Here is a 13709-nt window from a genome sequence, read left to right as displayed (position 1 = left end):
TGAACCTTTGGGAGGATTCTATGTTCACTTCATTTAAAACCAACGCACGCCAGGTACTGCTTTGCAGTTCGGCTGCCCTTGTTTTGGCATCATCCGGTGCCATGGCTGACAGCATCCGCTTCTGGACCACCGAGGAACAGCCAGAGCGTCTTGCGAAACAGCAAGAAATGGCCGCACAATTTAAGGCACAAACCGGCACATCTGTCGAAGTTATTCCCGTCACCGAGTCTGACCTTGGCACACGTGCTACAGCCGCGTTTGCTGCGGGTGACTTGCCCGATGTGATCTATCACACATTGCAATATGCCCTGCCTTGGGCCGAAGCCGGTATTCTGGATGTTGACGCCGCCTCTGACGTGATCGAAGAGCTTGGCGAAGGCACATTTGCACCGGGCGCAATCGCCATGGCTGCCTATGATGGTCTGACCGCAGCGGTTCCAGTTGATGGCTGGACACAGCTTGTGGTTTACCGCAAAGACCTGTTTGACGCGGAGGGCCTTGCAGCTCCAAGTTCTTATGCCAACGTATTGGCTGCGCTTGATAAACTGCACAACCCACCCAGCATGTATGGCTTTGTCGCCCCCACCAAGGTTGACGAAAACTTCATGTCTCAGGTGCTAGAGCATGTCTTCCTGGCCAACGGCGTTTCCCCTGTGGATTCCGATGGTTTTGCGCCTCTTGATGTTGCAGCAACCACCGAAGTTCTGGACTTCTACAAGGCCATTGCCAAAGCGTCGCCTCCGGGTGAACTGTACTGGAAACAGTCCCGCGAACTCTATTTTGCGGGCCAAGCGGCAATGATCATCTGGTCGCCATTTATTCTGGATGAACTGGCAGGTCTGCGCGATTCCGCTCCGCCCACAATCAACAGCGACCCTCAGTCGCGTGAATTGGCAGGCAAAACCGGTGTTGTGACAAACTTTGCAGGTCCATCAAACCCAGGTGGCGCAGCCTACGCTGACGTACGTTATTTTGGCATCACAACAGATGCTGACACAGACGCGGCGATGGAGTTTGTAAAATTCTCCATGGATGAGGGCTACACCCAAACTCTGTCGATTGCACCCGAGGGTAAATTCCCCGTGCGCAAAGGCACAATGGATGACGCGGATAAATTCTCGATGGCATGGGCAGAATTGCCTGTTGGCGTGGACCGCAAAGCACCACTGGGCGAGCTTTACCCACAAGACATGATCAACGAAATCGTTGGTGGTCTTGATGTGGCGCAACGTTGGGGCGTGACCGAGGGTCAGCTGTCCTTGGCATCCAAAATCAACAACTCGCAGGCAATCAACCGCCTGGTGCGCGAGTATATTGATGGGGCCCGCGACGCGGCTGCAACAGTGGAAGCACTGAACGCAGAACTCGCAAAAGTTAACTAATCCATCAAAAACGGGCGGCAGATTGTCTGCCGCCCGGCTTTTAACAGGGAATATTTCCATGTCTATGTCATCCCCGCCGACAGGCAGAGGGGCATTGGCAAAGGGTGAGGCACGATTGGCTTGGAGCCTCTTGGCGCCCACAATCGCAATCATCACCCTTGTCGTCGTCCTACCACTGCTTTCGATTTTCTGGATCAGTTTCAAACCCGTCAAACTGGCTGACCTGCGCCCTGCGCAAGTTGTGGTCAAAGAAAGCCTTCGTACACGTGGGGATATCCCCCAACTTGATTATCGCATTCGTAATTCCAGCCGCGACAATATCATTGCCAATGCTGGCTTCAGCGATACCTTACCTGATAGCGTCACACTGCTGGGCGAACTGCCGCCTCAGTGTCAATTGACCGGACGCGACATCAACTGTGATTTTGGTGATCTTGAAGGAGGTTTCAGCGAACGCTATCGCATAGATGTTTCCATTGCTGGAGACATGGACACTGCCGAAGAAGCCCTTGAGGGCTCAGAACCCAAGGCCTTTGGCAAAGCCGATCACATCCTGACCAACTCCAAGTTTTCACTAGAAAACTTTGTCCGTGTGTTTGACGGTGACGAGTTCATGAATGTGCTTTGGGTCACGCTGTTTTATACGGTTGTTGGCACCATTGGCGCATTGGTTGTTGGTCTGTTTGCTGCCCTGTTGTTGAACAAAAGCTTCAAGGGCCAGGGTCTGTTGCGCGGTCTATATCTTTTCCCATATGTCGCCCCGGTTATTGCGGTGGCCTTCACTTGGGTGACATTGTTTGACCCTTTCTCTGGCTCGGCAAACGCTTTGCTGATCCAAATGGGTGTCAGCGAAGGTGCGATCAACTTTTTTGGCGAACGGCCCTTGGCTTTGATCACGGTTACCGTGTTTGAGATCTGGCGCTATTTCCCACTGTCGTTCCTGTTCATTCTGGCGCGTATGCAGTCGATTGATACCGACATGTACGAAGCCGCCGATATGGACGGTGCCAGCCCGTTTCAGAAATTCTGGTATCTCAGCATGCCTCAGTTGTTGGGCATTCTGTCAGTGCTGTTCCTGCTGCGCTTCATCTGGACCTTCAACAAGTTTGACGACATCTTTTTGCTGACCGGTGGTAACGCAGGCACCCGAACCCTAACCGTTAACGTTTATGAACAAGCCTTTGCGATCAGTAACATCGGTGCAGGCGCAGCCGTCGCCGTGGTCATCTTCTGCTGCTTGCTGACCTTTAGCTTCTTCTTCTTCCGTTACATCAGCCAGGAGGAAGGACTATGAGCATTCTTCGTATCGGACAGGTCACGGCCCCCATTATTGGTGCGCTTTGGTCCTTTGTTGTTGCTGTCACCGTGGCCATCGCCATGTCGTTTTCAACTGGTGCTGAATTTGCGCCAAGCGGGCTTGGTGCACTGATTGTGGGCGCAATCTTGGGCATGCTGGTGATCTACCTGCCAAACCGCAGTCTCGTGGCGGCCGTCACCTTGGCTGTGATGATCCTTTGTGCGCTGATCGGCTATGGCCCAATCCGTGTGGGTGAAAACGTCAGCACAATCGCCAATGTGGTCGGCGTGCTGATCTTCACCGGTGGTTTTGCCCCGGCATTGGTTGCCATGTTGCCAGAAGTGCATCAGGGCGAGCTAACCCGCCACGAATTTGAAGACGCTGTGATCAAATTTCTTACCGGTTTTGGCTATGTGTTTTTCACCGCCATCGTGGTGATCCCTTTCTATGTGATGGTCATGACCAGCTTGAAATCTCAGCAAGCTTTGTTGCAAAACCCGCTTGATTTCTCGCTTGATTGGGAAAAAGGCCTCGGCCTCTTCCGCAGCTATTCCGAACTGTTTGCCGACTTTGGCTTTGGGTCCTATCTCTGGACATCCTTCTATGTTTCGGTGCTGACCGTCTTTATCACATTGGCCTTTTCCATCCCCGGAGCCTATGCGGTCGCCCGCCTGCGCTTTCAGGGTCAAAAGGCCTTCAGCCGCTCGATCTTGTTGATCTACATGGTGCCAATGATCGTTCTCGCCCTGCCAATCTATATCGCCTTTTCGATGATTGGCCTGCGCAACTCGATCCTTGGCATTGTGATGATCTATCCGGTCACCACCATCCCCGTGGCGCTTTATATGCTTCAAGGTTACTTCCGCGGCCTTCCCGCCGAAGTCGAAGAAGCCGGCCTTATGGATGGTCTTGGGCGTCTCGCTGTGATCTGGAAAATCACTCTGCCCCTCAGCCTCCCGGCTTTGGCCTCGGTGTCGCTCTATGTCTTTATGATCGCTTGGAACGAATTCCTTTTGGCCTTCATGCTGCTGGATGACCCGTCAAAGTTCACCCTGACAAGAGGTGTCACAATGCTCAACTCCTCGGAAATTCCGCGACAACATCTCATGGCTGGTGCCGTTATCGCCACTGTCCCTGTGATGGCGCTGTTCCTTGGGCTCGAAAGGTTCATGACCAAAGGCCTCACAGCTGGCTCGGTCAAAGGATAAGAAAATGAATGCACAAACAAATCACAACCGCGAAGCGCGCAATATCTTGGTCCAAAACGACCGAGGTGGTTATACCGTGCCAACCGAAGGGCTGTACCCCTATCAATGGAACTGGGACAGTGCCATTGCCGCCCTGGGATTTGCCACGTTTGACCTAAAACGCGCATGGCAAGAGTTGGAAACTTTGTTTTCTGGTCAATGGGATGACGGTATGGTGCCCCATATCATTTTCCACAAGCCCGATCCCAGCTACTTCCCAGGCCTCGATGTCTGGCAAGGCACCGGTCCTGTGGCCTCTACGGGCATCACCCAACCGCCCGTTGCTGCGACTATGGCCCGCCTTATCTTTGAACAAGATAAGGCAGCTGGCAAAGACATGATCACGGCGCTGTTTCCCAAAATGCTGGCGTGGCACCGTTGGTTCCTTAAATGGCGTGTTGATGCAAACAACGCGATCTGTGTCACGCACCCCTGGGAATCTGGTCGCGACAACGCGCCGGAATGGGACGCAATCCTGACCACAATGAAAGCCGAAGGCGTTGGCGAATACACCCGCCGCGACACCGGTCACGTTGATGCCTCGATGCGCCCTACTAAATTTGACTACGACCGCTACATCTGGCTGGTGCAACAAGGTGCCGCTCTGAAATGGGATCAGCAAAAACTGCTCGAGCAAAACCCATTCCGAATGGCCGATCCAACCACAACGTTCCTTTTGCTGCGCGCCCACAAAGACCTGCTCAGCATGGGCACAGAGTTGGGCCTGGACATCAGCGGAATTGAGGCTGAAATCGAAACCCTGACCGCAGGCGCAGAAAGCCTGTGGAACCAAGCGCTTGGCAGCTATGATGCGCGCAACGGTCACACAGGGGATTTTGCCGGTTGTATGTCTAATGCCTCCTTCCTCTGCTGGTTCGCAGGGCTTGAAAACGCAGATCAACTGGCAAAATTACAGACTGGCTTCGCAAATACCAACTTCCCGGTCGCCAGCCACCCCACCACCTCGCAGCACTATGACAGCTGCCGGTATTGGCGTGGTCCAACCTGGGCTTTCATGAACATGCTAATTGGCATCGGCCTTGCAGACCAAGGCCACGCAGACCTGGCAGAACGTCTGCGACTGGCAACCGCTGACCTGATCCGAAGCCAAGGTTTTGCGGAATATTACGACTCAACCACTGGCGCTGCAGCCGGCGGGCAATCTTTCACATGGACCGCAGCCACATGGCTGGCATGGGCCAACCCGAATGAGCGGAGGGACTAATGGGCTCTATACATCTTAAAAACGTCGAAAAATGGTTTGGCGAAGTTCAAGTGATCAAAGGCGTTGATCTCGATATCAACGACGGCGAGTTTGTGGTCTTTGTTGGTCCGTCCGGTTGTGGCAAGTCAACTTTGCTACGCATGATTGGAGGTCTCGAAGACACCTCTCGCGGGGCGATTGAAATCAACGGCAATGACGTAACCGATCAGCCGCCATCAAAACGCGGCCTTGCCATGGTGTTCCAATCCTATGCGCTTTATCCGCATATGTCGGTGCGCGACAACATGGGGTTTTCGCTTAAAACCGCCGGAGCATCTAAGCAGGAACAGAAAGAAAAAGTCGACCACGCGGCGGCTGTCCTGAAACTGGAAACCTATCTGGATCGTCGCCCCAAAGACCTCTCTGGTGGGCAACGTCAGCGTGTGGCGATCGGACGTTCTATTGTCCGTGACCCCACCGCTTTCTTGTTTGACGAACCTCTGTCCAACCTCGACGCTGCCCTGCGGGTCGAAATGCGCCACGAGATCGCCAAACTGCACCAAAGCCTGAAGGCCACAATGATCTATGTGACCCACGATCAGGTCGAAGCCATGACCTTGGCAGATAAAATTGTGGTTTTGGAATACGGGGTTATCGCTCAGGTCGGCAGCCCGCGCGACCTCTATGAAAATCCAGCCAACCTGTTTGTGGCGCAGTTCATCGGCAGCCCGAAAATGAACATCATGCCGGCAAGCGCACGGTCTGGGGGCTATGATTTGCCGGGACATCGCGGTGATGATTACCCGGTTAACGCCGCCACCGCGCATCTTGGCATTCGCCCCGAGCACATCACCATTGGCCCTGCTGGCAGCGGCCAATGTGACGCAAAGGTCGAGGTCACTGAATTCTTGGGGGCTGATACGTTCCTGCTGTGTGATGGCGGCGAATTGGGGCAGATCAACGTGCGGATCAATGGCGATTCAGACAAGCAGGTCGGTGATATCATCGGTCTGAACTTTGATCGCGACCGCGTGCGCACGTTCAATGCTGACGGTCTGGCTGTCTCTAACTAACGAAACGAAACCTCCCAAACCTAGGCGCACTCTCATCAGAGTGCGCCTATTTTTTTGCCGGAAACACAAAACATCTGTCACGCCGTAACGTCAGCCACAGGCGTGTGCCCACATTGGGCAAAAAGACATTGGGCACTGTGGCCTTCAACGCGCTGCCATCATGCTCCATACGAAACTCGATCAGGCTTTCATTGCCCATAAAGCGCGCACGTACCACAACGCCCGCCGCCGCCTGACCATGCACCGCCGTCGGGGCAGGTCCCTTGCCACCGCGATCAAAGTCCAAATGCAAATGCTGTGGACGAATGACAATATCAACCGGCGCACCTTCACCGCAGCCCGGCGTCAAAAACTGTCCAAACAACGTGTCTGTCAACGCTCCGTTGCTGACCCCTTTGATCACATTGATATCACTAAAAAATGCCATCGCATCGCGATCAACTGGCGCGTTATAGATATTATAAGGCGAGCCACGTTGCACGATTTGTCCGTTGCGCATCAACGCCACTTCATCCGCCATTCGCAAAGCCTCTTCCGGCTCATGCGTCACCAGCATCACAGCGGTGTCTTCTTCTTTCAACAGCGCCAAAGTCTCGTCGCGAATACCGTCGCGCAAACGATTGTCCAAACCGGAAAACGGCTCGTCCATCAGCATAATGCGCGGACGGGGAGCCAAAGCGCGCGCCAAAGCAACCCGCTGTTGTTCCCCCCCGGAAAGATGGTGCGGATAATCATCAATTGCCCAGGAAAGTCCCACCTTATCAAGCAGTTCCTCGACACGCTTACGCTTGTCTACATTCTGGCCACGCAGGCCAAAGGCCACGTTGTCAGCCACCGACAAATGGGGAAACAGCGCAAAATCCTGAAACATCAACCCGATCTGACGACGTTCTGGCGGCACCCGAAATACCGTGTCACAAATCAGCTTGCCATCCGCATAGATCTCGCCACTGTCTTGCATGTCCACGCCCGCAATCATGCGCAGCGTCGTTGATTTCCCGCAGCCTGAAGGCCCTAACAAACAGGTCACTTGCCCCGGCTCAATGGCCAGAGACACCCCGTCCACAACCGACCGATCCCCAAAACGACGGGTCAGGTTTCGAATTTCCAAACGGGGTGGCGTTGTTGTTGTTTGATCCAGGCTCACGGCTGCCTCATGCAATGCCTGATGACTTTCATCAGGTTTTGCATCGGTGTAACAGCCCGCCTCTTAGGCTTCAACCCTGCCTTGATCGCTATGGCCCTTACGGGACCCCACCAGCACAGCCGCAAAGCCAACGACCAGAACAATCACACAGATTTGCAACAGCTGCTCGTATTTGTGGCCTTCAACCAGCAATGACGCCACCAGCTCGTTGCCGCGCAGAAAATAGGCCGCTGCCCCTAAAATCGCCGCAGCAAAGCTGACCAAATATGCCCACAACGCCACCCGGCGCGCGCCCAACAATCCAGCCGCCAAGACCGGCGTCAAGAACATGCTGGCTGTGCCAGACACCGCAACCGCATCAAACAACGTCTGATTGCCCCACAAGGTCAGCGCCGCCCCAGCCACAGCAAACACCACCATCGCCAAACGTCCCCCATTCAGGGTTTTGGGGGCCAGTTTCAGCTCTTCGACCACCAAACGCGCCGCAGACGACAAGGCGCTGTCCAGCGTCGACAACGCAGAGACCAGCAAAGACACCAGCAACAGCACAAACACCCATGTCGGCAGGATGGCCGCCCAAGTGCCAATCAGCTGGCCCTCATAAGCGGCTCCTTCTAGTGCAGCCTGAATGCCAAAGAATCCAAAGGCGATGATGCACAGCGACGAAATCCAAAACGCATGAATAAAGCTTTTACGCGTGGTGTCTTTGTCCGCCAAAAACCCACGATCCATCATCACCGGGTCATGCACCGGATAGGAAAACACCTGCAAAAACGCCACAACCAACAGCACCCAACCGTTATACTGCCCCGAGGCCCCTTCGGCGGTCAGAACGGCACCCAAATCAAAGCCCGGTTTCAGAACCAAAGCCGCAAATGCCACGGCGAAAACCACCAAAAACAAAGCCATCTGAATAACATCTGTGCGCAAGGCTGCGCTTAGACCACCCCATGCAGAATAACCCAAGGCCAAGATCGCCACGATCAGAATAGAGCCTTCTTTGGCAAAGCCGACTTCTGGCAAGGCCGCAGAAAATATCAAACCCACCACAATCAAATTCGCAAAAACTTCTGACAGCAACCGCAGCGCAATCACCAAATTATAACAGCCCGTGCCAATGCTTCCGAATTGATCAGTCAACCAATCCTGTACCGAACGTGCGCCCTTGGCACGCAAGCGACCCACAATGAAACCACCGGTCAAAAACGAGCCGTAATACGCCGCATAGGCCAGAACACCCGCAATCCCGTAGAAAAAACCCAGGATGGCGGCATTCATCAGCGAACGCGCAAAAATCCACGTGGTGACTTGGCTCAAGACCAAAGTCCACAGCCCCGGTGTTTGCCCCTGTGCGCCAGCGCCACCAAAAAACCCCTCGATGCTTGCGCGGCGTGGCGCGGCATAAAGGCTTGCCAAAATGATAAATCCAAATAGCCCAATAACGGCGGTGGCTTGCATGGTCTTCCCCTAAGTCTGTGGTTTAGACTGCACTAACAGCCGGGTTTTTGCCGCGCCAGCAAACTTGCGCTTTCCCACGCGATTGTGAGAATGCGCGATCTTATGCTCTAGAGCGACAGGTCAAACCCAACTTCACCCAATATCTTGCCATTCACCTGCACCGCCACCCGGTGCGCCCCCGCATATAACGTGAACGTGGTTGCATTGCCCTTAAGCACATGACGCTTGGCCACTTTCAGCGGCTTGCCAGACTGCACAACGGCCTGTTTTAGCTTAAAAACTTTGGGCGACTGGCTGCCATCCTTACGCTGGAACCAAATCAGATAATCCACGATCACGGGGCATTTTTCATCCGCACTCAGAACCACTTCAATGTCCAAAGCTTCGCCAGCTACAACTTTATCCTGTGCCAATCGCAACGTCTCCAGCCGCACCGGCGCATCTTGGCGATAACCCAACAGCGCCATCGCCTCTGCATCGCCTTTCTTGATCAAAGTGCGCAGCGCATGGCGGGTCATCCAATCTAGCTCTTTGGCGTTCTGAAGTCCTAGCTTGCGCCAATGCTGCAGGGTTTTGATCACCAAGCGAGGATCAATTTTTGCGATATCATTCAAATGATTGGCCACAGATCGCGTCACAAACCGCCGGTCATCTGCGTGCAGTTGATCCAACAGGGCAACAGGCGTCTGCGCCTCAATCACCAGCTTTTTCGCCCAAGGCAGTTTTGGCCGCGTGCCTTCGCTGACCAAACGGCGCACATGGTAATTGTCATCTTTGGCCCAAAGCGCCAAACGCGCCAAAACCTGATCCGGCCAGCGGTTGATAAAGGCGCGGATATAGAACTCCATCGAGAACCGCTTTGTCGCCTGATACAGCAAGCCAAGCGCGCGTTCCAAATGATCTTCCAGCCCATGTCGCACTGCCAAAACACCGGGCACCGCATGGATAAACCGGCCAAAATCATCATCCGCCAAATCTGGATTCAGCGGCGCAACCATGGCCGCTTCCAGCTGATCTGCCATCACAGCAAAATCATCGGACAATCGCGGCTCCAAACAGTCCGCGATCCACTCGATGCGTTCCATAAATCCGCGCTCAGCCAGCCCCCCCATAACCTCGGTATGAAAGGCGTCGCCGTCAAATCCCACGATGCCCCCAGCGAATTCACGCGCCAAATCGCCAATCGAATCCGTGTTAAAGATCTGATCAGCCAAGGAAAAACCCTGCGCCATATGTTTTGACCCTTACATCGTTGTGTTCGTGGCACCACCGTCCAGCAGGATATTCTGCCCAACAATAAAGCCCGCGTTCTGTGAACACAGAAAAGCACATGTCGCGCCAAATTCCTGCCGTGTGCCATAACGCCCTGCCGGTATACTGGCGCATCGCTGCACCTTGGCTTCGTCCATGGAAATGCCCTGCGCTTGGCTTGCGCCTGTATCCAAAGCCACCGCGCGATCTGTTGCATGAATGCCCGGCTGCAAGTTGTTGATGGTCACACCCTTCCCAGCCACCTGCCGCGCCGTTCCCGCGACATAGCCGGTTAATCCAGCCCGTGCCGAATTGGACAGACCCAACTGAGCAATAGGTGCTTTCACCGACACCGAAGTGATATTCACCACCCGACCCCAGCCGCGATCCATCATGCCCGGCAACAGTGCCTTCATCAGGGCAATCGGCGCCAACATATTGGCATCCAGCGCCCTGATGAAATCCTCACGGTCCCAATCACTCCAAAGTCCCGGAGGCGGCCCGCCTGCATTTGTAACCAAGATATCAACGCCTTGCGCCGCAGCCAGCACATCCGCTTGGCCAGCTTCGGTGCTGACATCAGCGGCAACAGTCACAACATTCACGCCAAACCGCGCGCGAATTTCATTTGCAGCTGCCTCCAAGGCCTCAGTGCCGCGCGCATTCATAACCAAATCCACACCCGCTTCGGCCAAGGCTTCGGCACAGCCAAGCCCCAAGCCTTTTGAACTTGCGCACACCAGCGCTTTTTTCCCCGTGATCCCAAGATCCATAAAATGTTTCCTTTCTTTATGGCCAGCATCACTTGGTTTTCACCAATGTGCCAGCAAAATGCCGGGGCCGATCCCTCTTGTTGACATAATTGGTCAGCATGAATGAGGTAACGCAAGACAAAAAGGATGCCGTTGATGGGCGCGCCGCTACAAGACCAAGACAGCACCGGGCGGCAACTCCCGGTCTACCCCTGCGCCGATCTCGTTGTCATCAACGGGGCCAATCAAGGTGACTCTTTGTCTTTCGCAGCAGAGCTTTTACTCGACGATGTTTATGAACTCTCCGAAAATGCCTCTGTCAGCGCGCTTAATTTTCAGGTGGCCGAAAACGGACAATTCCATATTGCGCCGCAAACAGACATAGGCCTGCCCGGGGCCACATTGCATTTAGATTGCTGCGTAACACTGATGCCCGCCCATGGCGAAACCATCGAGGCCCTCATCCTTGTAGAGGTTGATCCGCAAGGCAACGTCGCCGAAATCTACCTGCATCCCCTTGCCCCGCTGACCGCAAAAACCCAATATTCCCTGATCGGCATCAGCCGCAAAGATGCCACCCGCCGCATGGCCCTGCTTGGCTGCGTCTCCTTTTCGCGTGGCACACGCATCACCACGGCCACAGGCGAGCAAAAACCAATCGAAACCCTGAACATCGGTGACCGGGTGCTAACCCGCGATGGCGGCGCACAGGAAATTCGCTGGATCGGCAAATCTACCGTTCGGGCCACCGGCGTTTTTGCCCCCGTTGTCATCACCGCGGGCGCATTGCACAATCTGGCAGATCTTACCGTCAGCCCCGAACATCGCCTGTTTATTTACCAAAGAAACGATCACATCGGCGCAGGTCGCGCCGAGCTTCTGGTCAGAGCACGCCACCTTGTGAACGGAAAAACCGTTTACAAACAACACGGTGGTTTTGTCGACTACTACCAACTTCTGTTTGACGATCACCAGATTATTTTCGCCGAGGGGATCTCGGCTGAAACCATGCTGGTCACTGAAACCACCCGCCCGGTTCTACCAAAAGGCTTGGTTGAAAAATTCCAAACCAGTCAACCCGGCCTGCCCTTTAACGAAGGCCACGCCACCGAGGTTCCCAAAGCTTTGTTGGACCGCCCTGATGCCGCCGCCCTTTTGCGGCGCGCCTCGTCATCGGGATAATTCAAAACCCGGTCACAAAGATATTGCGCCACCAGACATTGCGCGGGGCTATGCAGCCAGCTATACGCGCCACATGTTGGACAACGCTACAAACCGCCCTGAATTGCCGCCTGAAATTGCGCGGCGTCGCACCTTTGCGATCATCTCGCATCCGGATGCGGGCAAAACGACTCTGACCGAGAAATTCCTGCTCTATGGTGGCGCGATTCAAATGGCTGGCCAGGTCCGGGCCAAGGGCGAAGCCCGTCGCACCCGCTCTGACTTTATGCAGATGGAAAAAGACCGCGGCATCTCTGTCTCGGCGTCTGCAATGTCGTTTGATTTCAACAACTTCCGCTTTAACTTGGTTGACACACCAGGTCACAGCGACTTTTCCGAAGACACCTATCGCACGCTGACCGCTGTCGACGCTGCGGTTATGGTGATTGACGGTGCAAAAGGCGTTGAAAGCCAGACGCAAAAGCTGTTCGAAGTTTGCCGTCTGCGCGACCTGCCCATCCTGACCTTCTGTAACAAGATGGACCGTGAAAGCCGCGACACTTTTGAAATCATTGATGAAATTCAAGAGAACCTCGCGATCGACGTCACCCCAGCCTCTTGGCCCATCGGTGTGGGCCGCGATTTCATGGGCTGCTATGATCTGCTACGCGACCGTCTGGAATTGATGGACCGTGCAGACCGGAACAAAGTCGCTGAGTCCGTTGAAATCAATGGTTTGGACGATCCAAAACTGGCCGAACACATCCCAGCGGAATTGCTGGAAAAGTTCCTCGAAGAGGTCGAGATGGCCAAGGAGCTTTTGCCAAAACTTGACCCCCAGGCTGTGCTCGAAGGTCACATGACCCCCATTTGGTTTGGCTCTGCAATCAACTCGTTTGGGGTACAGGAATTGATGCATGGCATCAGCAATTTTGGCCCTGAACCGCAAATTCAATCCGCGCAGCCGCGCAATGTCGCCCCCGAAGAGAAAAAAGTCGCGGGTTTCGTGTTTAAGGTTCAGGCCAACATGGACCCCAAACACCGTGACCGCGTCGCCTTTGTACGTATGGCCTCTGGCCACTTCAAACGCGGTATGAAATTAACCCATGTGCGCACCAAAAAGCCCATGGCCATTTCAAACCCGGTGCTTTTCCTCGCTTCTGACCGTGAACTTGCAGAAGAAGCTTGGGCTGGCGACATCATTGGTATTCCAAACCACGGCCAATTGCGCATTGGCGATACATTGACCGAAGGCGAAGCCCTGCGCGTTTCTGGCATCCCGTCCTTTGCGCCAGAACTCTTGCAAACGTGCCGCGCGGGCGACCCGATGAAGGCCAAGCACCTCGAGAAAGCTCTGATGCAATTCGCCGAAGAAGGCGCAGCCAAAGTGTTCAAACCGTCCTTTGGCTCTGGTTTCATCGTTGGCGTTGTTGGTGCGTTGCAATTTGAAGTGCTCGCCAGCCGCATCGAAATGGAATACGGCCTTCCTGTGCGTTTCGAAGCCAGCCAATTCACCAGCGCCCGTTGGGTCAGCGGAGACAAGCAAGCCGTTGATAAGTTTACTGAAAGCAACAAACAACACATTGCAAACGATCATGATGGCGACATCGTTTACTTGACGCGTCTGCAATGGGATATTGATCGTGTAGGTCGCGACTATCCAGATGTGAAACTTACCGCTACAAAAGAGATGATGGTCTAAGCCAGCCCCTTGCGGGGGTGGCCAAACAGCCCGCA

At 54.5% G+C, this 13709-nt stretch carries 11 protein-coding genes; 7 read left to right on the top strand and 4 right to left on the bottom strand.

From position 1 onward, the window contains the following. Positions 1-20: 20 nt before the first annotated feature. Genes ABXG94_RS03020 through ABXG94_RS03000 form a run of 5 tightly spaced genes read left to right on the top strand, consistent with a single transcriptional unit; the run spans position 21 to position 6203 of the window. Complete coding sequence (locus ABXG94_RS03020; RefSeq protein WP_353532221.1) at positions 21-1382, top strand: ABC transporter substrate-binding protein; 1362 nt, start codon at positions 21-23, stop codon at positions 1380-1382. 58 nt (positions 1383-1440) lie between these two features. Further along, positions 1441-2676 (top strand): carbohydrate ABC transporter permease, encoded by a 1236-nt coding sequence (locus ABXG94_RS03015; RefSeq protein ID WP_353532220.1) that lies wholly within the window; start codon positions 1441-1443, stop codon positions 2674-2676. Further along, a complete protein-coding gene (locus ABXG94_RS03010; RefSeq protein WP_353532219.1) occupies positions 2673-3887 on the top strand; it encodes a carbohydrate ABC transporter permease in 1215 nt (404 codons plus the stop codon). The genes ABXG94_RS03015 and ABXG94_RS03010 overlap by 4 nt, the downstream gene beginning before the upstream one ends. Before the next feature lie 4 nt (positions 3888-3891). Further along, on the top strand, positions 3892-5151 hold the full coding sequence (locus tag ABXG94_RS03005) for an MGH1-like glycoside hydrolase domain-containing protein (RefSeq protein ID WP_353532218.1): 1260 nt from the start codon (positions 3892-3894) through the stop codon (positions 5149-5151). Then, positions 5151-6203, top strand: a complete 1053-nt coding sequence (locus ABXG94_RS03000) for an ABC transporter ATP-binding protein (RefSeq protein ID WP_353532217.1) — start codon at positions 5151-5153, stop codon at positions 6201-6203. Before ABXG94_RS03005 ends, ABXG94_RS03000 begins: the two co-directional genes overlap by 1 nt. A gap of 46 nt (positions 6204-6249) precedes the next feature. Here ABXG94_RS03000 and ABXG94_RS02995 read toward each other — a convergent pair whose 3' ends face one another. The 4 genes from ABXG94_RS02995 to ABXG94_RS02980 form a co-directional block, all read right to left on the bottom strand. Further along, positions 6250-7350, bottom strand: a complete 1101-nt coding sequence (locus ABXG94_RS02995; protein ID WP_353532215.1) for an ABC transporter ATP-binding protein — start codon at positions 7348-7350, stop codon at positions 6250-6252. A 63-nt stretch (positions 7351-7413) separates the two neighbouring features. Continuing rightward, positions 7414-8808, bottom strand: a complete 1395-nt coding sequence (locus ABXG94_RS02990) for a sodium:proline symporter (RefSeq protein WP_353532213.1) — start codon at positions 8806-8808, stop codon at positions 7414-7416. Between the two features lie 107 nt (positions 8809-8915). Continuing rightward, positions 8916-10040, bottom strand: coding sequence for a YhaZ family DNA alkylation repair protein (locus tag ABXG94_RS02985; protein ID WP_353532212.1), 1125 nt, complete (start codon positions 10038-10040; stop codon positions 8916-8918). A 12-nt stretch (positions 10041-10052) separates the two neighbouring features. Beyond that, positions 10053-10832 (bottom strand): SDR family oxidoreductase, encoded by a 780-nt coding sequence (locus ABXG94_RS02980; protein ID WP_353532211.1) that lies wholly within the window; start codon positions 10830-10832, stop codon positions 10053-10055. 135 nt (positions 10833-10967) lie between these two features. Here ABXG94_RS02980 and ABXG94_RS02975 point away from each other — a divergent pair, with 135 nt between their 5' ends. Both ABXG94_RS02975 and ABXG94_RS02970 read left to right on the top strand, forming a co-directional pair. Next, positions 10968-11993 (top strand): Hint domain-containing protein, encoded by a 1026-nt coding sequence (locus ABXG94_RS02975; RefSeq protein ID WP_353532210.1) that lies wholly within the window; start codon positions 10968-10970, stop codon positions 11991-11993. A gap of 73 nt (positions 11994-12066) precedes the next feature. After that, complete coding sequence (locus ABXG94_RS02970; RefSeq protein ID WP_353533988.1) at positions 12067-13674, top strand: peptide chain release factor 3; 1608 nt, start codon at positions 12067-12069, stop codon at positions 13672-13674. Positions 13675-13709: the final 35 nt, after the last annotated feature.

Origin of the sequence: Cognatishimia sp. WU-CL00825, assembly GCF_040364665.1 — a bacterium.
In the GTDB taxonomy this organism is placed as follows: domain Bacteria; phylum Pseudomonadota; class Alphaproteobacteria; order Rhodobacterales; family Rhodobacteraceae; genus Cognatishimia.
The sequence above is the reverse complement of the archived record's forward strand: the minus strand, read 5'-3'. Positions and strand labels throughout refer to the sequence as shown.